General features: G+C 59.9%; 21 protein-coding genes and 3 pseudogenes. 13 read left to right on the top strand and 11 right to left on the bottom strand.

The genetic code is table 11. The features are described 5' to 3' along the window. Positions 1 to 189: 189 nt before the first annotated feature. Positions 190 to 1,839: pseudogene (mqo, locus tag PSH87_RS08205) on the bottom strand (malate dehydrogenase (quinone)). A 491-nt stretch (positions 1,840 to 2,330) separates the two neighbouring features. Here mqo and PSH87_RS08200 point away from each other — a divergent pair. The 5 genes and pseudogenes from PSH87_RS08200 to tal all read left to right on the top strand — a co-directional run bounded on the left by PSH87_RS08200 (position 2,331) and on the right by tal (position 6,555). Beyond that, positions 2,331 to 2,963 carry a Wzz/FepE/Etk N-terminal domain-containing protein gene (locus tag PSH87_RS08200; RefSeq protein WP_305434278.1) on the top strand — a complete coding sequence of 211 codons (633 nt, stop codon included), beginning with the start codon at positions 2,331 to 2,333 and terminating at the stop codon, positions 2,961 to 2,963. 214 nt (positions 2,964 to 3,177) lie between these two features. Further along, positions 3,178 to 3,353, top strand: a pseudogene (locus tag PSH87_RS08195) (MFS transporter); the annotation flags it as partial. A 152-nt stretch (positions 3,354 to 3,505) separates the two neighbouring features. Further along, complete coding sequence (locus PSH87_RS08190) at positions 3,506 to 4,345, top strand: hypothetical protein (protein WP_026136854.1); 840 nt, start codon at positions 3,506 to 3,508, stop codon at positions 4,343 to 4,345. 100 nt (positions 4,346 to 4,445) lie between these two features. Further along, entirely contained in the window at positions 4,446 to 5,441 is a 996-nt protein-coding gene (gene dusA, locus PSH87_RS08185) for a tRNA dihydrouridine(20/20a) synthase DusA (protein ID WP_305433070.1), read from the top strand. A 187-nt stretch (positions 5,442 to 5,628) separates the two neighbouring features. Next, positions 5,629 to 6,555 carry a transaldolase gene (gene tal, locus PSH87_RS08180; protein WP_017737360.1) on the top strand — a complete coding sequence of 309 codons (927 nt, stop codon included), beginning with the start codon at positions 5,629 to 5,631 and terminating at the stop codon, positions 6,553 to 6,555. A 145-nt stretch (positions 6,556 to 6,700) separates the two neighbouring features. Here tal and rssC read toward each other — a convergent pair whose 3' ends face one another. Then, positions 6,701 to 7,183: an anti-sigma factor antagonist RssC gene (gene rssC / locus PSH87_RS08175; protein ID WP_003172602.1), complete on the bottom strand. Its 483-nt coding sequence runs from the start codon at positions 7,181 to 7,183 to the stop codon at positions 6,701 to 6,703. Then, positions 7,183 to 8,364 carry a two-component system response regulator RssB gene (rssB, locus tag PSH87_RS08170; RefSeq protein ID WP_017737359.1) on the bottom strand — a complete coding sequence of 394 codons (1,182 nt, stop codon included), beginning with the start codon at positions 8,362 to 8,364 and terminating at the stop codon, positions 7,183 to 7,185. Before rssB ends, rssC begins: the two co-directional genes overlap by 1 nt. Before the next feature lie 277 nt (positions 8,365 to 8,641). Here rssB and PSH87_RS08165 point away from each other — a divergent pair, with 277 nt between their 5' ends. After that, positions 8,642 to 8,938, top strand: coding sequence for a PilZ domain-containing protein (locus PSH87_RS08165; protein WP_017737358.1), 297 nt, complete (start codon positions 8,642 to 8,644; stop codon positions 8,936 to 8,938). A gap of 63 nt (positions 8,939 to 9,001) precedes the next feature. Here PSH87_RS08165 and PSH87_RS08160 read toward each other — a convergent pair whose 3' ends face one another. Then, a complete protein-coding gene (locus PSH87_RS08160; RefSeq protein ID WP_017737357.1) occupies positions 9,002 to 9,691 on the bottom strand; it encodes a VacJ family lipoprotein in 690 nt (229 codons plus the stop codon). Positions 9,692 to 9,887: 196 nt separating this feature from the next. Between PSH87_RS08160 and PSH87_RS08155 the strand changes: the two genes are divergently transcribed. Together PSH87_RS08155 and PSH87_RS08150 are read left to right on the top strand one after the other, a co-directional pair. Further along, a complete protein-coding gene (locus PSH87_RS08155; protein ID WP_017737356.1) occupies positions 9,888 to 10,496 on the top strand; it encodes a hypothetical protein in 609 nt (202 codons plus the stop codon). A gap of 110 nt (positions 10,497 to 10,606) precedes the next feature. Further along, positions 10,607 to 10,873: a DUF4404 family protein gene (locus PSH87_RS08150; RefSeq protein ID WP_017737355.1), complete on the top strand. Its 267-nt coding sequence runs from the start codon at positions 10,607 to 10,609 to the stop codon at positions 10,871 to 10,873. 137 nt (positions 10,874 to 11,010) lie between these two features. On the opposite strand, the gene queF is transcribed toward PSH87_RS08150, so the two are convergent. Both queF and PSH87_RS08140 read right to left on the bottom strand, forming a co-directional pair. Beyond that, positions 11,011 to 11,841, bottom strand: coding sequence for an NADPH-dependent 7-cyano-7-deazaguanine reductase QueF (queF, locus tag PSH87_RS08145; RefSeq protein ID WP_305433069.1), 831 nt, complete (start codon positions 11,839 to 11,841; stop codon positions 11,011 to 11,013). A 61-nt stretch (positions 11,842 to 11,902) separates the two neighbouring features. Then, the gene (locus PSH87_RS08140) at positions 11,903 to 12,418 is read right to left on the bottom strand and encodes a plastocyanin/azurin family copper-binding protein (protein ID WP_017737353.1); all 516 of its coding nucleotides are present in this window, start codon (positions 12,416 to 12,418) and stop codon (positions 11,903 to 11,905) included. Between the two features lie 155 nt (positions 12,419 to 12,573). Between PSH87_RS08140 and PSH87_RS08135 the strand changes: the two genes are divergently transcribed. Both PSH87_RS08135 and PSH87_RS08130 read left to right on the top strand, forming a co-directional pair. Then, positions 12,574 to 13,254, top strand: coding sequence for a heavy metal response regulator transcription factor (locus PSH87_RS08135; protein WP_017737352.1), 681 nt, complete (start codon positions 12,574 to 12,576; stop codon positions 13,252 to 13,254). After that, positions 13,251 to 14,597 carry a heavy metal sensor histidine kinase gene (locus PSH87_RS08130; RefSeq protein ID WP_305433068.1) on the top strand — a complete coding sequence of 449 codons (1,347 nt, stop codon included), beginning with the start codon at positions 13,251 to 13,253 and terminating at the stop codon, positions 14,595 to 14,597. The genes PSH87_RS08135 and PSH87_RS08130 overlap by 4 nt, the downstream gene beginning before the upstream one ends. A gap of 105 nt (positions 14,598 to 14,702) precedes the next feature. Here PSH87_RS08130 and PSH87_RS08125 read toward each other — a convergent pair whose 3' ends face one another. From PSH87_RS08125 to PSH87_RS08115, 3 genes are read right to left on the bottom strand one after another with little or no spacing between them, the layout of a single operon-like run. Further along, positions 14,703 to 15,947, bottom strand: a complete 1,245-nt coding sequence (locus PSH87_RS08125) for a lipoprotein-releasing ABC transporter permease subunit (protein WP_017737350.1) — start codon at positions 15,945 to 15,947, stop codon at positions 14,703 to 14,705. Between the two features lie 58 nt (positions 15,948 to 16,005). After that, on the bottom strand, positions 16,006 to 16,689 hold the full coding sequence (lolD, locus tag PSH87_RS08120) for a lipoprotein-releasing ABC transporter ATP-binding protein LolD (protein ID WP_305433067.1): 684 nt from the start codon (positions 16,687 to 16,689) through the stop codon (positions 16,006 to 16,008). A 7-nt stretch (positions 16,690 to 16,696) separates the two neighbouring features. After that, complete coding sequence (locus PSH87_RS08115) at positions 16,697 to 17,947, bottom strand: lipoprotein-releasing ABC transporter permease subunit (protein WP_026136852.1); 1,251 nt, start codon at positions 17,945 to 17,947, stop codon at positions 16,697 to 16,699. 94 nt (positions 17,948 to 18,041) lie between these two features. Here PSH87_RS08115 and PSH87_RS08110 point away from each other — a divergent pair, with 94 nt between their 5' ends. After that, on the top strand, positions 18,042 to 18,626 hold the full coding sequence (locus tag PSH87_RS08110) for a PilZ domain-containing protein (RefSeq protein ID WP_017737348.1): 585 nt from the start codon (positions 18,042 to 18,044) through the stop codon (positions 18,624 to 18,626). A gap of 43 nt (positions 18,627 to 18,669) precedes the next feature. Next, a complete protein-coding gene (locus tag PSH87_RS08105; RefSeq protein ID WP_017737347.1) occupies positions 18,670 to 19,392 on the top strand; it encodes a glycerophosphodiester phosphodiesterase in 723 nt (240 codons plus the stop codon). A 42-nt stretch (positions 19,393 to 19,434) separates the two neighbouring features. Here the strand turns inward: PSH87_RS08105 and sthA are convergent. After that, a pseudogene (gene sthA / locus PSH87_RS08100) lies at positions 19,435 to 20,831 on the bottom strand (Si-specific NAD(P)(+) transhydrogenase). Positions 20,832 to 21,065: 234 nt separating this feature from the next. Between sthA and PSH87_RS08095 the strand changes: the two are divergent. Next, the gene (locus PSH87_RS08095; RefSeq protein WP_305434276.1) at positions 21,066 to 21,587 is read left to right on the top strand and encodes a chalcone isomerase family protein; all 522 of its coding nucleotides are present in this window, start codon (positions 21,066 to 21,068) and stop codon (positions 21,585 to 21,587) included. Between the two features lie 192 nt (positions 21,588 to 21,779). On the opposite strand, the gene PSH87_RS08090 is transcribed toward PSH87_RS08095, so the two are convergent. Then, on the bottom strand, positions 21,780 to 23,243 hold the full coding sequence (locus tag PSH87_RS08090) for a glyceraldehyde-3-phosphate dehydrogenase (protein WP_026136851.1): 1,464 nt from the start codon (positions 23,241 to 23,243) through the stop codon (positions 21,780 to 21,782). Positions 23,244 to 23,348 lie beyond the last annotated feature (105 nt).

Genomic DNA, 23,348 nt, shown 5'->3' with positions numbered 1-23,348 from the left:
TTGTTGCAACCGCGCTCCTGCTTGGCCTGGGTTCTTTTTAACAGGTGGTGTCTGTCGGGTTGCTGAACCCATCGCCGCCGCCAAGACTCTCGCCCCCACGTAATGCACAGGCACAAAAAAGCCCGCTGACCGTCACCGGTCCAGCGGGCTTCTTTTGTCTCAGCGTGACCCTAGGACCACAGCTGTTTCTTACAACGCCAGGTCAGACGCCGGCTTGCTCGGCTCAGCCGCAGGCTTGGCAGCCTCGACAGCCTTCGGCGCAGCGCTCTGTGGGATCACAGGCGGTGTCGGCAGTTGCAGGACACCGGCGGTGTAGGCCCATTCCTTGGCAACAGCCTCAGGGCTGTCGTTCAGCTTGGTGCCGTAGCTCGGTACGATCTGGTGCAGTTTCGCCTGCCACTCAGGGGTCGCAACCTTGTCCTTGAACACTTTCTGCAGCACGGTCAGCATGATCGGAGCCGCGGTGGACGCGCCTGGCGATGCACCCAACAGGCCGGCGATGGTGTTGTCGGCGGAGCTGACCACTTCGGTACCGAGTTTCAGGACGCCGCCCTGCTCTTCGTCACGCTTGATGATCTGCACGCGCTGACCGGCTTGCCACAGGCGCCAGTCTTCTTTCTTGGCGTTCGGGAAGTACTCTTGCAGCGCCTTGAAGCGGTCGTCATCCGACAGCATCAGTTGGCCAGCGAGGTACTCGACCAGTGGGTATTCACGAATACCGACTTTGGTCATTGGCCAGATGTTGTGGGTGGTGGTGCTGGTCAGCAGGTCCAGATACGAGCCTTCCTTCAGGAACTTGGTGGAGAAGGTCGCGAATGGGCCAAACAGGATCACGCGCTTGCCATCCAGCACACGAGTGTCCAGGTGCGGAACCGACATCGGTGGCGCGCCAACCGACGCTTTGCCGTAGGCCTTGGCCAGGTGTGCCTCGGCTACGGTTGGGTTATCGGTCACGAGGAACGAGCCGCCTACCGGGAAGCCAGCGTATTCCTTGGCTTCAGGAATGCCCGACTTTTGCAGCAGGTGCAGTGCACCGCCGCCCGCGCCGATGAACACGAACTTGGCGTCGGTTTCGGTCTTGGTGCCGTCTTTCAGGTTTTTGTAGCTCACACGCCACGAACCGTCGGCGTTCTTGGTGATGTCCTGCACTTCGCTCGACAGTTTCAGGTCGAACTTGGGCGTGGTTTGCAGGTGAGCGACGAACTGGCGGGTGATCTCGCCGAAGTTCATGTCGGTACCCAGCGGGCTCCAGGTGGCCGCGATCTTCTGGTTCGGGTCACGCCCCTCCATCATCAGCGGAACCCACTTGGCGATCTGCGCCGGGTCTTCGGAGTACTGCATGCCGGCGAACAGCGGGCTGGCTTGCAGGGCTTCGTAGCGCTTCTTGAGGAACTTGATGTTGTCATCGCCCCACACAAAAGCTCATGTGCGGAGTGGTGTTGATGAACGAACGCGGATTCTTCAGCACGCCCTGCTGGACCTGCCAGGACCAGAATTGACGGGAGATCTGGAACGCTTCGTTGATTTCGACCGCTTTCGGGATCTCAACGTTGCCGTTCTTGTCTTCCGGGGTGTAGTTCAGCTCAGCCAGGGCCGAGTGGCCGGTACCGGCGTTGTTCCAGCCGTTGGAGCTTTCTTCGGCCACACCATCGAGGCGCTCGACCATTTCCATCGACCAGCCCGGCTCCAGCTCATTGAGCCATACACCCAGGGTCGCACTCATGATGCCGCCGCCGATCAGCAGCACATCGACTTTCTTTGCCTCTTCCGCGTGAACGGACGTGATCCCCATCGACAAAGCCAGCCCCCCAGCAGGGCAGTGTTTACTTTCTTAAACATCAGTAGCACCTATGATAAAACGCCATCCGCCCTACCGCCCCCGTTCGTGAGCAACCCTCCTTCACACTGCGCCAGGCAACGCACCGCGGGGTTTGCACACTCACTTAAAGGCCGCAGGGTGGGCACACAAGGCCGACGTATCGACCTCACTTTTATGTCCCTTCTGCGCTGACTTCTTATCATTATTGGCTTCAGCTACCTGGGCGACAGCCAACCGTCGGCGCGTATTCGGGTGAACGCACCTTGGAAAGCGTAGACCAAGACGGCGCGCAGAATATCACGCTCGGGGAGGATGGGGCGTCTGATGTGGACTCGCCGGTCGAATGCCGCCATCGGCTGGCGGGCCTGGGCCGCACCCGCAAGGGGTGGCACGGAACTATTCAGCTCCCGATCCGGTCAACCCGGTGGCAAATGTAGCAACTGCCAGCGCAAATATTTCCATTTACTCTACAATCAGCAACACGTGAAAACAGGGCCTCTTCGTGAGTAGTATGACGACACCAAACGATCGATATAGAGATGACGAAATAGATCTTCTGCCGTTTATTCATGCCCTGTGGAAGAGCAAGTTCAAGATCATTGCGGCAACCGTGGTTGGGGTGGCCATTTCTTTCGCCGTCTTCTATACCGCCGCACCCAAATGGATCGCCAGCACTTACATCGCGAAACCGGCGCTATTGAGCCTTTATAACGAGTTGCGCAGTGACCATATCGCGCCCGCCACTGAGCAGGCTTCAGAGATCAGGCTTTACAGTTCGATACAGGACGATGTGTTCAATACCGCCATGGGCATCATGACGGCCAACGGAATCGACAGCACAGGCACGCCGCAGCCTTATATCTTCCGCGTGTCGTCCACGGCCAGCAGCAAAGAGCAGGCAGAGGCGCAACTGAAGGCGGCGCTGGCCGTCGCCAACACGCAGGCGCTCAACCTCAACCTGCCCTCACTGGCTGCCGACAATACGCTCAGGGCCTTCAATCCACTAAGCGGTTTCAGCACGTTTAATTCAAAGAGCTTGAAACCCTATTTGGCGCACGGCATTTTCATCGGGTTTATGTTCGGCTGCCTAGTTGCCCTGATCCCGTTACTCAAACTTCATTTCGGACGGGCGACTGGCAAATAACGTCACGCACATCCATTCGCGGACTCGGCAATAAAACTTGAATCACGTATGCCCCAAGCCGTTTCGCGAAAATCGTCGTTTTCATTGCGAACTCGTCAACCTATCAAGTAATGGCGTAAAGCCATCCTTCGCCACAAACAATACTTCGTACACAAGTCGCATTCATCAGCTGGTTGGTGGCCTTCCATTGCGCTGGTCTGGCGCTTCGTGCCCGAGCGCCGCAACGAACCACGCCGCGTTCAACCTGGCCAATGCATTGGGTCGATGGTTTGGCGGGATCGCGATCAGCGCCGGTTTCGGCTGGACCAACACCGGCTACATCGACGCAGCGACCGCACTGAGCGGCCTGGCGTTTACCGGGTAGCACGTCGAATGCCTGGAGAGGCCTAAATGAAGACCGCATCTGAGTCAATGCCGGAAAAATCAAAAAACCGCCATTTACGATGAATATTTATTCATCAGACAGGTTAGGTTCAGGTTGGATCCAATAGCGGCATGCGTGTAACATCCCTGTAACATTTACCCAATGACAAGGATGTGTTTTGATTTTCCCCGACAGAGGTGTGCTTAAGAGTTTTCCCTCGATACTCGACCACCGTAAAGCCAGAATTTTTCTGACAGAAGACACGAATATTAATGTCGAACTGGCGATCCAAGAGCTGATTGACAGCCGGCACCAGTTGCAAGACCGCATCAGCGCCCCGCTCCAAGGCATGGAAAGCGACCTCTTCGCCAAATTCCAGCCCCTCGACAGCTTCAAGCCCAAATTGAGAGTGACCCTCGGACGTGCAAAGCGCGACGGCGCCTTCGATTGGCCGGTCGAAGAAGTCATCAACACCCACGCCGCACAACAACGCGGGGCCCCCATCGCCAACCTGCTCGGGTTTGGCTACCGAAAATCCGCGATTGGTTTGATCCAGGAATTCTTCATCTTCACCGAAATGCTCGACGACCACGTCAACGGCCTGCAGTGGCTGGACAAAAGCCGCGACATCCGCGGCCTGGTCAACCTGTCGTTCGACCTGCTGCGCGCCCTGCATGACAAGGGCATCGTGCATATGGACTTCTGGGCGAACAACGTGATGATCAACGCTGACGCACCCTACGCCGCCAAGGCCATCGACCTGGAAAACTGCTTCCTCACCCCTACCGATCACATGACCGAAGTGCTGGCGTTTCAATTCGGGTTCTTTTATCGACGGGAAGTTTTCCGCTTCATGATCGAGCAGGACTACGACCAGATGGTTATGGAAGAGCTGCACAAATACCGCGAAATCGACCGTAGCCGGTTTGACAGCATGTATACGTCATGCAAACACGAAAATATCAGCCGTCGCGCCAGACGGGAGATTTTCCATAGGGGCACTGTAGTTGCGGGATAAGCGTGACGGCGCGCATTGAACCTGAAGCCGCAGAGCAAGATATCTGGCCCCTGATTCCTGATAAACTCGCGCCCTCTGCCTTGCTCACTCAGATGTCCCAATGTCCCTGACTACTGCTGCACCGCAATCCGTTGCACGGCGCTTTTCTGTTGCGCCGATGATGGATTGGACCGACCGCCACTGCCGCTTCTTCCTGCGCCTGTTGTCGAAAAACGCCCTGCTCTACACCGAGATGGTCACCACCGGCGCGATTCTCCACGGTGACCACGAGCGCTTCCTGCGTCACAACGACGCCGAGCACCCTCTGGCCTTGCAACTGGGCGGCAGCGTTCCGGCGGACCTGGCCGCGTGTGCGCGAATGGCTGAGGCCGGTGGTTACGATGAGGTGAACCTCAACGTCGGTTGCCCCAGTGACCGCGTGCAGAACAACATGATCGGTGCCTGCCTTATGGGCCACCCCGCCCTGGTGGCGGATTGCGTGAAGGCGATGCGTGATGCGGTGGCGATTCCGGTGACGGTAAAACATCGCATCGGGATCAACGGCCGCGACAGTTATGCGCAGCTGTGTGATTTTGTCGGCCAGGTGAAGGACGCGGGATGCACCAGTTTTACCGTGCATGCGCGCATTGCGATTCTGGAGGGGTTGTCGCCCAAGGAGAACCGCGATATTCCGCCCCTGCGCTACGACGTGGCAGCGCAGTTGAAGCAGGATTTCCCTGAATTGGAGATCATCCTGAACGGTGGGATCAAGACACTGGCGCAGTGCCATGAGCACTTGCAGGTGTTTGATGGGGTGATGCTGGGCCGCGAGGCTTATCACAACCCCTACCTCCTGGCGGAGGTGGATCAGCAGTTGTTTGGCAGTACTGAGCCTGTGATCACCCGGGCGCAGGTGCTGGCGCAATTGCGGCCCTATATCGCGGCGCATCTGGCGACGGGCGGCTCGATGCATCACATTACCCGGCATGTGCTGGGGCTGGGGACGGGGTTCCCGGGGGCACGGAAGTTTCGGCAGTTGTTGTCGGTGGATATTCACAAGGCGAGCGATCCACTGGCGTTGCTGGATCAAGCCGCGCAATTGCTGGACGGGCGCTGATACCCTCGTCACAGGTCATCGGGGTTGAACCTGCCGGCCTTTTTGCCCTCCTATCTACCAGCAAGGCCAGTCATTCAAACGGCTGTTTTCAGGTTGTTGCCCTCGCAAACGATCGAACGCATTTGCGCCCTTGAGCGCCTGTCGGCGCTCGGGTAATGTCATCAGACCCATAGGACAGAGCACGCCCATGACTTCCAAGCTGGAACAACTCAAGCAAATCACCACCGTCGTAGCCGATACCGGCGATTTTGAAGCTATCGCTCGGGTCAAACCGCAAGACGCCACCACCAACCCTTCCCTGCTGCTCAAGGCTGCTTCGATTCCCGCCTACGCCAAGCTGCTGGACGAGTGCGTCAAAGACTGCAACGGTGATGTCGGCCTGGCCAGCGATCGCTTTGCGGTTGCGGTGGGTCAAGAAATCCTGAAAGTGGTTCCGGGGCGTATTTCCACCGAGGTGGATGCGCGCCTTTCGTTCGACACCGACGCTGTACTCAAGCGTGCGCACCGTCTGATCGACCTGTACGAAAAGGCCGGCATTGGCCGTGATCGCGTGCTGATCAAGATTGCCTCCACCTGGGAAGGCATCCGCGCCGCAGAAAAGCTGGAAAAAGAAGGCATCCAGACCAACCTGACCCTGCTGTTCTCCTTCGCCCAGGCTGTTGCCTGTGCCGAAGCAGGTGTGTTCCTGATCTCACCGTTCGTGGGCCGCATCTACGATTGGTACAAGAAGGCCAACGGCAGCGACTACACCGGCTCGGAAGACCCGGGCGTGCAGTCGGTGACGCGCATCTACAACTACTACAAGGCTAACGGCTACAAGACCGTGGTGATGGGCGCCAGCTTCCGTAACCTGAGCCAGATCGAAGAACTGGCCGGTTGTGATCGCCTGACCATCAGCCCGGACCTGCTGGAGAAACTGGCGGCCGACAACGGCAAGCTGGAGCGCAAGCTGGCTCCAGGCCACGCCGGTGAAGCGCGTGTGCATCTGACTGAAGCGCAGTTCCGCTGGGAGTCCAACGAGGACGCGATGGCGACTGAGAAGCTGGCGGAGGGGATTCGTCAGTTTGCTCGGGATCAGGAGAAACTGGAGGCACTGCTGAGCGCCAAGTTGTAAGGCAGGCCGTAACAAAAAGGGCGATACCTGTGAGGGTATCGCCCTTTTTTGTGCTCGCCGGGTTTGGCAGCACGTCCTGTATTGCCTGGGCTGGCGCTATCGCAGGCAAGCCAGCTCCCACCGAGACCGAGTTTTTACTGGGGAATCAGTGGCGTTCCAGGGCGTTGACGAGGTCGTGGAACGCTTCGCGGTTGGACTCGTTCAAGCCCATCAGGATCTTGTGCGCTTCCAGCACCTTGACCCGCACCACTTCTTCGGACTGGTCCTGCGATGGCAGGTCGGTCAGGCATTCCGGGCAAGGAATCGGACGATCAACGATGTTGAACACCTGATCGAAACCCATGGATTGCAACAAACGGGTGATGTCTTCGTGGGTGGTGACGACCGTCGGCAACAGGCCGACCTTCTGCCGAGACAGAATGGACAACTTGGCCAACAACCCCAGGGTGGTGCTATCGATGCTGCGGGTTTCGGTCAGATCGATCACGATCGCCGAGAAATTCAGCGCGGTGAAAATCCGCTCAATCGTCGCATCCAGCGCCGAACACAAGGTCAGGCGCACTTCACCGACAAACTTCAGGACAAAGGTCCCGTCTTGCTCGGCGAATTGGATTCTTCCGGTACTCATCAAAGATTCCTGCTCAACACCAGTAGGGCGATATCATCCGGCATCTCCCCCAGCGTGGCCAATCCAAACACTTGCCGCAGGCCATCCAGGCTGCCGCCCGCCGACTTGACCTTTTGGGGCAAGGCGGCTTCTTTCTCCTTGAGTGTAGGCTCTGGAAGCAAATCCAGGATACCGTCGGACATCAGCGTCAGGCTGAAGGTCGGCGGCAGCTCCAGGATGTGATCTTCGTAGGTGGCTTCATTGAACAAGCCTACGGGCAGACCACGTCCTTCCAGGTAGCGCACACTGTCAGGCGTATACAAAACAGGCATCGGCAGGTGACCGCCAATACTGTAGGTCAAAAGACCAGTTTCTTCATCGATCACGCCGCCGACCATCGTCACATGCTTGCCCAGCTTGCAGCTGATCAAGCCTCGGTTGATGTGGCCCAGCACCTCGGACGGCGTGAACTCCGGCAAGGTGCCATTGCGCTTGGATTCGAACAGCAACCGCGTGGTCATGAACTTCAACAACACGGTGACAAACGCGGAAGAGGCGCCATGGCCGGAGACGTCGGCCAGATAGAACGCAACACGGCGCTCATCCACGCGGAAATAATCGACAAAATCCCCCGACAGGTACAACGACGGGATGATCTGGTGGGCAAACTGGAATTCGTCGATGGTCCACGGACTCACCGGCAACATGTTCATCTGCACCTGGCGACCGGCGTTCTGGTCTTCCTGGAGCAGGTTCAGGCTGGCTTCGAGTTCGCGGTTGGCGGTTTCGAGCTTTTCGCGGTAGCGCTGGTTTTCCAGGAGCAGGCGTGCACGGTCCAGGGCACGGCGCACCGAGTGCTCCAGCACCGCCAGGTCTTCCAGGGGCTTGATCAGGTAGTCGGCAGCGCCGAGGCGCAGGGCCTCGACCGCATCGTTCATCACCCCGGCACCGGACACCACAATCACCGGCGTCTGCGGCGCGAGCTCAGTCACCTGGCGAATCAGCTCCAGGCCGCCCATCTGGGGCATGCGCAGGTCGCAGATCACAAGGTCGGGCTTGTCGCGCTCGAATACCTGGAGACCCTGTTGGCCATTGCTGGCCTGCAGGACGCTGAAGCCACTGTCTTCCAAATAGGCCGCGAGACTCGCGCGCACTACTTCGTCGTCATCGATTATCAGCAGCGTGGCACTGGTTTTTTGCATGTGGGCAAACGGCGCCAGAATTAGGTTGGCGTAGGCAGCTCGGCAATGGCCGGGCTCACACTACTGGATTCGCTTTCTAGCCACTCTGTCCTACAAAGCACGGGCTTTTGGCCTACGCACAACAGTAAAGCAGAGGTGCCCTTCTAAGGCGCAGACGGTACTCCCATCCGTCAGGGGTTTCAAGCTCATGCCGATGGTCGCCGGGCGTCTTTACATCGCAAATCACTGGGAGTTATAAGAACAGCCACGACCACAACACAAAGTAAGGATGGAACCCGTGAGCGAACACGAGCGCGACTACGCCGAAAAACGCGATTTCATCCGCATGCGAGTGGATGCCGATGTGTCTTTGATCCACGCCGGGCAAGAGATTGCAGGGGTTTGCGTGGACCTTTCCAGCTCCGGTATGCAGGTGCAGGCACCGCGCCTGTTCAAGGTGGGCGACCTGTTGACCGTGCGCATCGATTCGGAGCACAGCTCCCTCACAGGCCTGGAGGCGGACACTGAAGTGGTGTGGGTCAAAGGCGCCGACGATGGCCAGCACCTGGGCCTCAAGATCTTGAAAATGCACTGAAATCCGCGCACAAAAAAGGCGACCCTTGAAGGTCGCCTTTTTTTCATTTCAAGACATCACAGCTTAGAAATCATCGACAACCTTGCCATCCTTGACCTTGAACTCGCGGTTCTGCAGGTAGGCATTGCGGATGAAAGTGTATTTGTCGCCAGTGATCAGCTTCTCGCTGTCGAGCAGGCTGGCACGGACATCAACCACGTTCAGGCCGAAGGTGCTGTTGCGCCAGCCGATATCGTTCATGTAGCGGTACGGCTGGGTGTAGCTGTCCACGTACTTGGACGGTGCGTCACGCAAGGTGCTCGGGCCCAGCAGCGGCAGCATCACGTAAGGGCCGCTGCCCACACCCCAATAGCCGAGGGTCTGGCCGAAGTCTTCATCGCTGCGTTGCAGCCCCATTTTGGTGCCGACGTCGATAAAGCCCAGCACGCCAAACGTGGTGTTCATCAGCAAGCGCGCCGTGTCCACACCCGCCGCATGCGGCTTGAGCTGCAGCACATTGTTGGCCAGGTTGCCGACATCGCCGATATTGCGGAAGAAGTTATGGACGCCATCCTGCATGAATTGCGGGGTCACGAACTGATAGCCTTGGGCCAATGGCTTGAGGGCATAGGTATCAACGGTGTCGTTGAAGGTGAAGATCGGGCGGTTCACGCTTTCCCAGGGATCATCTTCCGAGGCGGCCTGTGCGGCGAACGGGGCCAGCAGCACAGTGGCACACACCGACAGCTGAGCGAAATAGTGGCTCCAGCGCATAGCTTTTGCTCCTTGAATGGTCTGTCATGGGCGCTATGCCCTGAATAAGGCCGTGAGTATATGACGGAAGTGTCCATTTAGGCAGCAACCGGGAAACCTCCCGCCCAAAATGCACAAAATTCCTACAATTAAAGCCCGGTGTCATCCGCCTGTCATCCCGTTCCGATAGGGTCAACGCTATTTCAGGGAAGTCGCCATGCCTCACGCCGAGATTGCCATCGCCAGCGCGCCTGCCTTGACTGCCGTTCTGTTTGGCCTGAGTGGTTGCCTGGTGGACTTCGGTTCCCAGGCACGCAGCGATTCGCCCTCACCCGATTCCCTGGCAACGCCCGGCGCCCTGAAAATCCTGCGCAACCTGCAAGAGCAAGGCATCCCCTGTGCCTGGCTGGATGAACTCCCCGCCTCGATCACGACGCCACTGGCCGCCGTCCTGCCCGGCTGGCTGAAAGCAACGTCGCCCTCCTCCATTCGCTGGCCCGCACCTCACGCGTGCTGGCAGGCCTTGATGGAGTTGAACATCGAACGCCTCGAAGGCTGCGTGCTGGTCAGCGGCGAACCGCGCCTGCTGCAGTCGGGACTCAACGCCGGCCTGTGGACGATTGGCCTGGCATCCTGCGGCTCGCTGTGCGGCATGGCCCCGACACAATGGCAGGCCTTGAGCGAGCAAGAGCGCGAGCACAAGCGCGGCAAGGCCACCGTGGCCCTGTACGGGTTGGGCGTGCATTCGGTGATCGACCACCTGGGCGAGCTCGGCACTTGCCTGGCCGATATCAGCCTGCGTCAGCTCAAAGGCGAGAAGCCCTGATCGAGATCATGCACAGTCAGCGCAGGTGGATTAGTCTACAGGTCAGCCCGTAGACCTTTCTCGGCGTGCCGCGGTCTATGCCAGTGCCTATCGATAAAAGGAAACACGTCATGCCAGATCGCAAAAAACTGGAAGAACAGGTCGAGATCCTGCGCGGGCAGTTGGAACAGGAACCGCCCCTTTCGGAAGAAAAACGTACAGCACTGGAAGCCTTGATCGCCAAGTTCGAGCTACAACTGGAACTTGAACCGGCTACCCAGACACCCAGTATTTCCGACGATGTGAACCTGGCGGCTGTGGAATTCGAATCCGAGCACCCGCTGATTGCCGGGACGCTGCGTAACATCGTGACCACCTTGGGCAACATCGGGATCTGACCCGAACTCAAAGCCAAACCCTGAAACCAGTGTGGGAGCTGGCTTGCCTGCGATAGCGATCATTCAGCCACCCATCAGGTGACTGATCCACCGCCATCGCAGGCAAGCCAGCTCCCACAATTGTTTGTGCGTGAAGCTTACTGCCGGGCCAGGCGCACGTTCTGGAACGCCACATCCTCAGTACTGCGGTACGGGTTGATATCCAACCCACCACGCCGCACATAACGCGCATACACCGTCAACGTCTCAGGCTTGAGCAGACGTTGCAGGTCGAGAAAGATCCGCTCCACACACTGCTCATGGAAGTCCGAGTGCTGGCGAAAGCTCACGATGTATTCCAGCAGGCTGGCGTGATCCAGCGCTGACCCACGGTACTCCACCACCACGCTGCCCCAGTCGGGCTGGCTGGTCACCGGGCAGTTGGATTTGAGCAGGTGGCTGTGCACGCTCTCCTCGACGATGCGCGAATCATCGCAACGCAGCAGCTCCGGGCGCGGGTGCTCGTAGTTGCTGACGCTGATGTCCAGCTCATCGATGCACACGCCCGGCAACGCCATCACGCCCTCGGCCTCGATCTCGACCAGGCTGCGGATGCGCACACCGACCGGCTTGCCGGCAGCGGCGCCGAGATCGGTGCGCAGGGTCGCTTCCAGGCTCGCCGTGTCGGCGAACGCGGTCTGGTTCAGTGAGTTGAGGTACAGCTTGAAGGACTTGGACTCGATGATATTCGGCGAGTCAGCCGGGATGCTGAACTCACCGATGGCCACCACCGGCTTGCCCGACGGCAGCAGCCAGGACAGTTCGAAGCAGTTCCAGAAGTCCACGCCCTTGTAGGGCAGGGTCTCGGCGCTCAGGCCCAGCTCGGCCCATTTGGCGGCGCGAGGAATCGGAAACAGCAACGACGGGGTGTAGGTGGAGATGTATTCACTGGACTTGCCCAGCGGCGAATGTTCGGCTGCGGGATGCATGGCGGAAACCTGGCTAAATAAACGCCGCCAGTCTACCAGCCTTTGCCCCCGCCTTTGCGGCCTACTCGACGTTCAGCGCTCCCACCATGCCCGCCTGGTAATGCCCGGGCAGGTTGCAGGCGAACTCCAGGCCCGTGGACCGGGTGAAGGTCCAGGTCAACTCGGCGGTTTTCCCCGGCTCGACCAACACGCTGTTGGGATCATCGTGTTTCATCATCGCGCCATGGCCCATGGCACTGTGATCCATCTTGCCCATGCCCGTGGCTGTGAGCATGCCGCTGGCCTGCATCTGCAACATTTCCTTCTGGTGTTCGGCATGCATCGCCGCGTCACCCAGGTTGAACTCGTGGAGCAGTTGGCCTTTATTGACCAGGACAAAGCGCACGGTCTCACCGGCTTTTACGTCCAATGACTTGGGCGAAAAAGAAATATCCTGCAAGGTCACTTCCACGGTGCGCGTGGCCTGGCCGGCCGCTGCCGCGTGGCCGAATGCATAGGTATGCGCCGAGTCCGCCAGCGCAGCAAAACTCGCCACCAACAGGCAACCCGCCAATAACAGGGGTGTACGCAACGCCATCTCAACTCTCCAAAAATGTGTAACACACTGAGCAGCACTCTAAGATGGGGCCGCTGCCAGCCAGCTGACTGCTAGATTACAACTTTGTCAGGTTGCGCCCCTACCCTGGAACCCACGGTATAAAGCGCCTCGTGCATCGCCACTCAGAGCCGCCCATGAAACTGCTGATCGTCGAAGACCAACCGAAAACCGGCCACTACCTGCGCCAGGGCCTGGCCGAAGCCGGCTTTACCACCGAACTGGCGGCCGACGGCACCAGCGGCCAGCACCTGGCACTGACCGGTGACTACGATCTGCTGATTCTCGACGTCATGCTACCCGGTCGCGATGGCTGGCAAATCCTGCAAGCGGTGCGCAGCGCCGGCCTGGAGACGCCGGTGCTGTTCCTCACCGCCCGTGACGCCGTGGAAGACCGCGTGCACGGCCTGGAACTGGGCGCCGATGATTACCTGGTCAAGCCCTTCGCCTTTTCCGAACTGCTGGCTCGGGTGCGCAGCCTGTTGCGTCGTGGCAGCAGCACGCCACAGGAAACCGCCCTGCAACTGGCCGACCTGCGCCTGGACCTGATCCGCCGCCGCGTCGAGCGGGACGGCCAGCGCATTGACCTCACCGCCAAGGAGTTCGCCCTGCTGGAACTGTTGCTGCGCCGCCAGGGCGAAGTGCTGCCCAAATCGCTGATCGCCTCCCAGGTCTGGGACATGAACTTCGACAGCGACACCAACATCATCGAAGTGGCGATCCGCCGCCTGCGCCTGAAAGTCGACGACAGCTTCCCCAACAAGTTGATCCACACCGTGCGCGGCATGGGTTATGTGCTGGAGGAGCGTTTCAATTGATCAAGCGCCTGTCCCTGGCCAGCCGCCTGGCGCTGCTGTTTGCGGCGTGTACTGCGGTGGTCTCGCTGCTCGCCGGCGTGCTGTTCAACCGCGCCAGCGAAGCGCATTTCATTGAGCTCGACCAACAACAGCTCGACAGCCAGCTCGTGGCCCTGCGCAGCACCTTGCAGGGCGTGGATTCGGCCGAATCCTTTGCCCGTCGCGAAGCCCAACTGCGCGCCGAACTCAGTCACCAACCCGACCTCACCCTGCGCATTACCCGCGCGGGCCAGCGCTGGTTCGACGGCGCACCAGGCATGACCTTGCCCGAAGCCCCCGGTCTGCACAGCCTGCAAGACGCCGGCACCAACTACCGGGTGTACAACGCGCCGTTGACGGCCAGCCAACCTGACTCACCGCAACTGAGCCTGATGCTCGACATCACCCATCACCAACACTTCCTGCAACGCATGCAGCATCTGATCTGGCTCACTGTTGGCCTCTCGGCACTCGCCACCGCATTGCTCGGTGCCTGGGCCGCACGCAGCGGGCTGCGGCCGTTGCGGCGCATGGGCGAAGTGGCGGCAGGTGTATCGGCCCATTCTCTGACCCAACGCCTGCCCCAGGAGCAGATGCCGGTAGAACTGGCAGAACTGGCCCAGGCCTTCAATGCCATGCTCGGCCGCCTGGACGACGCCTTCCAGCGCCTCTCGGCGTTCTCCGCCGATATCGCCCATGAGCTGCGCACACCGCTGTCGAACCTGTTGACCCACACCCAAGTCATCCTCACCCAGCCGCGCCCGCTGGAGGACTACCGCGAGGCGCTGCACAGCAATCTGGAAGAGCTGCAATGGATGGCGCAATTGGTCAACGACATGCTGTACCTGGCCAAGGCAGACCACGGTTTGCTGATGCCCAAGCGTGAGCCGTTGGTATTGGCCGATGAGGCGGACACCTTGCTGGAGTTTTTTGCGTTGCTGGCGGAGGACGCCCAGGTCAGCCTGGTGCGCGAAGGTTCTGCGCACACGGTAGGCGATCGCGGCATGTTGCGTCGGGCGATGTCGAATCTGCTGGATAACGCCTTGCGGTTTACCCCGACAGGGGGTGAGGTGCGGGTAAGGATAGAGGAAGGCGTGAGGCTGACTGTTGAAAATACCGGGGACGGTATTCCAGCGGCGTTGCTGCCGAGGCTGTTTGACCGATTCTACCGGGCGGACCCGGCGCGCCATGAGGGCAGCAGCGAGCATGCGGGATTGGGGTTGGCGATTACCCAGTCGATTGTGCGGGCGCACGGCGGGCGGATTTTTTGTGAATCGGGGAAGGGTTGGACCAGGTTTGTGATTGAGTTGCCAGCTCCAGATTGACGCAAGCTGTGCCGGCCCTATCGCGGGCAAGCCCGCTCCCACATTTTGATTTGTGAATACATTCAACTGTGGGAGCTGGCTTGCCTGCGATAGCGATCCAAAGGCCTACGAATATCTCAGGGCATGCGCCGGCTCAATCTTCGCCGCCCGATACGCCGGATACAGCGTCGCCAAAAAGCTCAACACAAACCCCGCCGTGCAAATCAGCACCACATCCCCACCTTGCAGCTCCGAAGGCAGGTTACTGACAAAGTACACGTCCGAACTGAAGATATGCTGCCCGGTCACCCGCTCCATCCAGCCCACCAGCGCACTCACGTTCAGCGCCGCAATCACGCCGAGCACGCCGCCGATCAAGGTGCCGACGATGCCGATCACCGTGCCCTGCACCATGAAGATCGCCATGATCTGCCGTGGCGTGGCGCCGATGGTGCGCAGGATGGCGATGTCGGCGCCCTTGTCATTCACCACCATGATCAGGGTCGCGATGATGTTGAACGCCGCCACGGCGACGATCATCAGCAACAGCAGGCCGATCATGGTCTTTTCCATCTTCATCGCGCTGAACAGGCTGCCCTGGGTGTGCGTCCAGTCATCCGCCTTATAGGCCGCACCCAGGCTGGCGGCGATGTCCGCCGAGACCTTGGGTGCCGCATACAGGTCTTTTACCGCCACGCGCACGCTTTGCACCTGGTTCGGTTGCCAGTGCTGGATCTCAGCCGCGTCAGCCATGTGGATCAGGGCCATCGAGCCATCCAGCTCGGCGCCGACCTTGAAGATACCGACCACATTCAAGCGCTGCATGCGCGGGGTAATCCCCCCCGGCGCCGTGCTGATTTCCGGGACGATCAGGGTCAGCTTGTCGCCCACATTCAAGCGAAAACGCCGGGCGGTGATTTCACCGACCACCACGCCGAACTCGCCGGGCTTCAGGTCCTCCAGCTTGCCCTGCACGATGTGCTGGGCCACGATCGACACCTTGCCTTCCTGGGCCGGATCGACGCCGCTGATCTCGATCGGCTGCATCGCGCCCTTGTAGGAGAACATGCCATCCATCTGCGTGAAGGGAACTGCGGCAGTCACCTCGGGATTCTTCATCGCAGCAGCGGCCACCGGCTGCCAGTCGTCAATCGGGTTCACGCCGACGATGGTGGCGTGGGGCACCATGCCGAGGATGCGTGAGCTCATTTCACGCTGGAAGCCATTCATCACCGACAACACCACGATCATCGCCAACACACCCAGGGCGAGGCCGATCATCGAGGTCATCGAGATAAACGAAACAAAACGGTTGCGGCGCTTGGCGCGGGTATAGCGCGTGCCGATGAAAATCGATAACGGTCTGAACATTCGCGGGCACCGTTGGAAAAATAGAAAACCCGATGTCAGACACCGGGCTTGAAACAGGTCAGATAGCGACCAGATGACCTTCCTGCAGGTGCAACACACGGTCCATCTGGCGGGCCATGCTCATGTCATGGGTCACCACCAGGAACGCGGTGCGCATCTGCGTGCTCAACTCCAGCATCAAGTCCTTGATGCCTTGGGCTGTGTGGGAGTCGAGGTTGCCGGTGGGCTCATCGAGCATCACCAGGCCCGGGTTGTTGACCAGGGCACGGGCGATGGCCACACGCTGGCGTTCACCGCCGGACAGTTCGGCCGGCTTGTGCTCCAGGCGATGGCCCAGGCCGACGCGTTCCAACAAGGCTTTGGCGCGCTGACGGGCTTCCGGAATCGCGGTCTTGCCGATCAACAGCGGCATGCACACGTTTTCCAGGGCGGTGAACTCGGGCAGCAAGTGGTGGAACTGGTACACAAAACCCAGCGACCGGTTGCGCAACTGGCCACGGGCCTTTTCACCGAGGGCCGACAGTTCTTCACCGGCCAGCCATACGCTGCCATGGGACGGCGTATCAAGGCCGCCCAACAGGTTCAGCAAGGTACTTTTGCCAGAGCCGGAACTGCCGACAATCGCCACGCGCTCGCCCGGGTGCAACTCCAGTTGCAGGTCTGACAGCACCACCACCGATTCCGGGCCTTCCTCGTAGGATTTGCCCAGGTTGCGGCAGCTCAAGATTGCTTTTTCACTCATGCCTGATTCACTCATAACGTAAGGCCTGTGCTGGCTGGGTACGTGCCGCGCGCCAGGCTGGATACAGGGTGGCAAGGAAACTCAATACCAACGCGGCGCCGCCCACCATCAGCACATCCTGGGCCTGCACCTGGGACGGCAAGTAATCGATGAAGTAGACGTCGGCGTTGAGAAACTTGTGGCCGATCAGGGTTTCGAGGCCGGCGATGGCAGCGCTGACGTTCAGCGCGGCCAGGATGCCGACGGCAGTGCCGATCAGGGTACCGACCACGCCGATCACCGTGCCCTGCACCATGAAGATCGCCATGATCTGCCCCGGCGTGGCGCCAAGGGTGCGCAGGATGGCGATGTCGCCTTTCTTGTCGTTCACCACCATGACCAGCGTGGAGATGATGTTGAACGCGGCCACGGCGACGATCAGCAGCAACAGCAGGCCGATCATGGCTTTTTCCATGCGGATGGCCTGGTACAGGTTGCCGTGGGTGCGGGTCCAGTCGCGGGCGTAGTACTGGGATTCGCCCAGGTGCTGGGCGATTTCCCACGAGGTACGCGGGGCGTCGAACAAGTCATTGAACTTGAGGCGCAGGCCCTGCACCTGGTCCGGCTTCCAGCGATGCAGGCGGGCCAGGTCGGTGAGGTTGGTCAGGCCGAGGTAGCCGTCGATTTCGCCGGCGCCCACGTGGAAGGTGCCCACCACGGTAAAGCGCTTCATGCGCGGGAACATGCCGGCCGGGGTCACGGTGACTTCCGGGGCGACGAAGGTCAGCTTGTCGCCCAGGTTCACACCGAGCTTGGCCGCGGCCTTGTCACCGATCACGATGCCGAACTCGCCAGGGGCCAGGTCATCGAGTTTGCCCGACAACATGAACTTGTCGATGATCGAGACGTTACGCTCCTGGGCCGGGTCGATGGCATTGAGCAGGATCTTCTGCACCTTGCCGTCGTTGGTCAGCAGCCCCTGCATCTGGGTAAATGGCGCGACGGCCAGCACCTTGGGGTTCTGCTTGACCTTGTCGGCCAGGCTTTGCCAGTCACTGATGGGCGCATCGCCCTCGATGGTCGCGTGGGGCACCATGCCCAGCACGCGGGTACGCATCTCATGATCGAAGCCGTTCATCACCGACAGCACCACGATCATCACGACCACGCCCAAGGCGAGCCCGATCATCGAGGTCAAGGAAATGAACGACACAAAATGATTGCGACGCTTTGCACGGGTATAACGCGTGCCGATAAATACGAAGAGAGGTCTGAACATGTCGGGGCTTGTTCGGAGGAAAAGAAGACGTCCCGGTGGCGGGGTCTGGTAAGCAGCTTTACACTCAGACCATTAACGCTAGCTGGGGTTCGCCATGTCGACATTAGATGAAGAAGAGCGCCGCGAATACTACCGTATCGACGACATGATCGCACTTCAAATCAAAAGCCTGTCCGCCCCCGAAGCGGCGAGCAAGGAAGTGTTGCAGGATGAGTCGCCGCTGTTCAATTTGCTCAGCGAACTGCACCTCAGCGAATTCGAAGCCCAGCACCTGCTGCGCCAGATCAGCGAGAAAGACCGCAGCCTCGCCGCCTTCCTCAAAGTCCAGAACAAACGCCTGGACCTGCTCAGCCAGGTCATGGCGCAAAGCCTGCGCACGGCCGTTGGCGAGCCGCAGCCGGTGATCATTTCCGAAGGCGGCATCGACTTCCAGCACCCTACCCCGCTCGCCCCCGGCGCACACCTGGCGGTCAAGCTGGTGCTGATGCCCCAGGCGCTCGGCCTGCTGCTGCGCGCGCGGGTCACCCATTGCGATCCCAAAGGCGCTGGTTTTGACGTGGGCACGGAGTTCGAATCCATGACCGACGCCCAACGCCAGCTGCTCGCCCGCTACATCCTGCAGAAACAAGCCCAGGAACGCCGCCTGGCGCGGGAACAAAGCGACGCCCAAGACACCTGAATAGCATTCACCCCGCCAGACACGCTGGCGCATAGGAGCAACTGTGACCCTGATTTACGGCCACCGCGGTGCCAAAGGCGAAGCACCGGAAAACACCCTGACCAGCTTCCAGGAATGCCTCAAGCACGGCGTGCGCCGCTGCGAATTGGACCTGCACCTGTCCATGGACGGCGAGCTGATGGTCATCCACGACCCGACCCTCAAGCGCACCACCGACCGGCGCGGCAAAGTCGTCGAGTATTCGGCGGCGGACCTGGTGAAGATGGACGCCCGCAAAGGCGGCCCGGGTTGGGTCAAACCCTGCCCGATCCCGCGCCTGGAAGAATTGTTCGAGCAGTGCGACTTCGATCACTGGCAACTGGAAGTCAAAAGCGCCTCACGCACCCGCGCAGCCACCACCGTGCTGGCGATTCGCGAGATGGCCGTGCGCCACGGCCTGATGGACAAGGTCACGGTCACGTCAAGTTCGCGGGAAGTACTGAAAGCGGCGGTGGAACTCACCCCCGACCTGTCACGCGGCCTGGTGGCCGAATACGCGTGGCTCGACCCGCTGAAGGTCGCGCAAAACTACGGCTGTGAGATTCTGGCGTTGAACTGGACGTTGTGCACCCCTGAGCGTCTGGAAAAAGCCCAGCGCCAGGGCCTGCACGTGTCCGTGTGGACGGTCAATGAACCTGCGCTGATGCGCAGGCTCGCCGACTTCGGCGTAGATAGCCTGATTACAGACTTTCCCGGTTTGGCCACTGCCACCCTCGAGAATTACTGAAATCGGTCTCCCCGGCCGGCTCAGGCCACCGGCCGGAGCCGCTCAAAAAAGCCGGTTGAGGCCGTCGTAGGCCGCTACCCGATAGGCTTCGGCCATGGTCGGGTAGTTGAACGTGGTGTTCACAAAATACTTGAGGGTATTTTGCTCGCCCGGCTGGTTCATGATGGCCTGGCCGATGTGCACGATCTCCGAGGCCTGGTAGCCGAAGCAATGCACGCCGAGGACTTCCAGGGTTTCGCGGTGGAACAGGATCTTCAGCATGCCTTGCGGCTCGCCGGCGATCTGCGCACGCGCCATGCTCTTGAAGAACGCCTTGCCCACTTCGTAAGGCACCTTGGCCTTGGTCAGTTCGTGCTCGTTCTTGCCGATCGAACTGATCTCGGGAATGGTGTAGATGCCGGTCGGCACGTCGTTCACATAACGCCAGCTGCCATTGTCGACGATGCTGCCAGCGGCCGAACGGCCCTGGTCATGCGCCGCACTGGCCAGGCTCGGCCAGCCGATCACGTCGCCGGCGCCGTAGATGTTCGGCACGCAGGTGCGGTAGTTCTCGTCCACCTCGATCTGGCCACGGCCGTTGACCTTGACCCCGATGTTTTTCCATGCCCAGCTTGTCGGTGTTGCCGGTCCGGCCGTTGCACCACAGCAAGGCATCGGCCTTGATCTTCTTGCCGGACTTGAGGTGCAGGATCACGCCGTTGTCCAGGCCTTCGACCCGCTCATACTCTTCGTTATGGCGCACGGTGATGTTGTTGTTGCTGAAGTGGTAGCTCAACGCCTGGGAGATTTCCGAGTCGAGGAAGCTCAGCAACTGGTCGCGGTTGTCCACCAGCTCAACCAGCACACCCAGGCCGCTGAAGATCGAGGCGTATTCACAGCCGATCACGCCGGCGCCGTAGATGATCAGTTTGCGCGGGGGTGTGGCCCAGGCTGAGGATGGTGTCGCTATCGTAGATACGCGGGTGGTGGAAATCGATATCGGCCGGGCGATACGGGCGCGAACCGGTGGCGATGATGATGTGCTTGGCCACCAGCTTCTCGACCACGCCATTGGGGCACACCACTTCGACGGTTTGCTCGTCGGCAAAGCTGCCGGTGCCGAAGAACAGGTCGACACGGTTACGGGCGTAGTAACCGGTGCGCGAGGCCACTTGCTTGGAGATGACTTTCTCGGCGCTTTTCAGCACGTCCGGGAACGAGAACCAGCGCGGCTCACCAATGGCCCGGAACATCGGGTTGGTGTTGAACTGCATGATCTGGCGCACCGAGTGACGCAAGGCCTTGGACGGGATGGTACCCAGGTGGGTGCAGTTACCGCCGACCTGGCGACGGCTATCGACCATCGCCACCTTGCGCCCTGCCTTCGCGGCGTTCATCGCCGCACCTTCTCCAGCCGGGCCGGAACCCAGTACCACCACGTCGTAGTTGTAGACAGCCATGCGTACTCCTCAGAACAGGCCAGGCGTACGGTTGGACGCCTGGCTAAATCATGCCGCGGCCAGCGGTCATGAAGGACATTTTGGCTCAAGTGTGTGAACCGGGGCACAGTCTATATAAGGCTCAACGCCGCGCACATTAACCCTTGGTCGCGTCGTAGGCCAGTCTTGCCTTTACTACAGCATCAGGAAATTGCAATTACACTGCCAGCAAGCACCTTTGCAGGACTGGCCATTATGCGGCATGTCGCTTTCTGTTTATTGATGATGTTGTCGGCCATGGTTCAAGCCAACGAGGCCGACCGGCTCAGGCAAGCCGGTTTTCCTGCGCAATCCCATGAGCTGGCGCTGAAAAACCAGGTGGTGCTGACCTATCTCTGGGCGGATGTCTACGCGGCAGCGCTGTATGCCCCGCCCGAGAGGCGCGCCAAGCTCGCCTGGGAGCAGCAAAAGGCCCTGCGCCTTGAGCTGTATTACTTTCGCGATATCGATCGTGGCGATGTGATCAAGGCGGCCAATACGACGCTGGAGCGCCAACGGGTTAGCGCACGATTGAAACCCGAGGTAGAAAAATTGCATGCCCACTTTCGCAACATCCAGAAGGGTGATCGGTATGCGCTGGATTTTCGCCCTGAGCGTGGGTTGAATCTGGAAATCAATGGGGAGGTGGTGTTCAGCAGCCCCAATGACGAACTGGCGCGGGCTTACTTGGGGATTTGGTTGGCGCCCAAGGGGTTGTCGGAGGGTTTGCTGAATTGAAGGTGTGTCAGTGCTGACGCCATCGCGGGCAAGCCCGCTCCCACAGTTGAATGTATTCACAAATAGAAATCTGTGAACCCAGCCTAATGTGGGAGCTGGCTTGCCTGCGATGAGGCCCTTACAGTCCCGACAAAACCTTCAGGCATAAAAAAGCCCCGAACCATCCGGGGCTTTTTCATTCAGCGCAAAGGCTTAGCGCGGAAACGCAGGCGGGTTGACCCCGGCCATGTCTTCCATCACGCGAACCACCTGGCAGCTGTAGCCGAACTCGTTGTCGTACCACACGTACAGCACAACACGGTTGTCCTGGGTAATGGTCGCCTCGGCGTCCACCACACCGGCGTGGCGCGAGCCCACGAAGTCGGTGGAAACCACTTCCTGCGAGTTGACGAAGTCGATTTGCTTATGCAGATCGGAGTGCAGCGCCATGAAGCGCAGGTACTCGTTCATCTCTTCACGGGTGGCGGCTTTCTCAAGGTTCAGGTTGAGAATGGCCATCGACACGTTTGGCGTCGGCACGCGGATCGCGTTACCGGTCAGCTTGCCGGCCAGCTCAGGCAGGGCCTTGGCAGCGGCGGTGGCAGCACCGGTCTCGGTGATCACCATGTTCAACGCGGCGCTACGGCCACGGCGATCGCCCTTGTGGAAGTTGTCGATCAGGTTCTGGTCGTTGGTGTACGAGTGAACCGTCTCAACGTGACCGTTGACGATACCGAACTTGTCATTCACCGCTTTCAGCACCGGCACGATGGCGTTGGTGGTGCAGGAAGCGGCGGACACGATCTTGTCGTCAGCGGTGATTTCACCGTGGTTGATGCCGTGCACGATGTTCTTCAGCTTGCCCTTGCCCGGTGCGGTCAGGACAACGCGGTCGATACCCGGGCAGGCCAGGTGCTGGCCCAAGCCTTCGGCGTCACGCCATACCCCGGTGTTGTCCACCAGCAGTGCGTCTTTGATGCCGTACTGGGTGTAGTCCACTTCAGCCGGGTTCTTCGCGTAGATCACCTGGATCAGGTTACCGTTGGCGGTGATAGTGTTGTTTTCTTCATCGATGACGATGGTGCCGTTGAACGGACCGTGTACCGAATCGCGACGCAAGAGGCTCGCGCGCTTGGTCAGGTCGTTGTCGGCGCCTTTGCGCACAACGATGGCACGCAGGCGCAGGCCGTCGCCGCCACCGGTTTTTTCGATGAGGATGCGCGCCAGCAGACGGCCGATACGACCGAAGCCGTACAGCACCACGTCAGTGCCTTTGCGACCGGCAGCGTTTTGCTGGCCAACCACATCGGCCATCTCTTCACGCACGAACTGCTCGGCGGTACGCCCAGCGCCTTCTTTGCGGAATTTATAGGCCAACTTGCCCAGGTCTACCGAGGCCGCGCCGAGCTTGAGCTCGCTCATGGCTTTGAGCAGTGGGAATGTTTCGTGGACGGAGAGTTCGCTGTCGTCGGCAGAACGGTGACGCGCAAAGCGGTGGGCTTTGAGAATCGCGATGACAGACTGGTTGATCAGGCTGCGGCCATAGATCGAGCTCACCACATTGTTATTGCGGTACAGCTGGCCGATAAGCGGAATCATCGCTTCTGCGAGTGCTTCACGGTCGATCCATTCACCAAGACACTGGTCGGGCTTCTGAGTCACGGGAACCTTCCACATGTAGGGGCAGAAAAAAGGGGCTACATTATGCCGCCCGACCGGCCTCGGAGCAATGCGCCCCAGGCAACAAAAAGTGCTTGCGAAAAAAAGGCACCCCGCTGGAGC

It is taken from the genome of Pseudomonas sp. FP453 (assembly GCF_030687495.1).
Classification (GTDB): domain Bacteria; phylum Pseudomonadota; class Gammaproteobacteria; order Pseudomonadales; family Pseudomonadaceae; genus Aquipseudomonas.
Note: the sequence above shows the minus strand (reverse complement) of the source record. Positions and strands in the feature narration are given on the sequence as shown.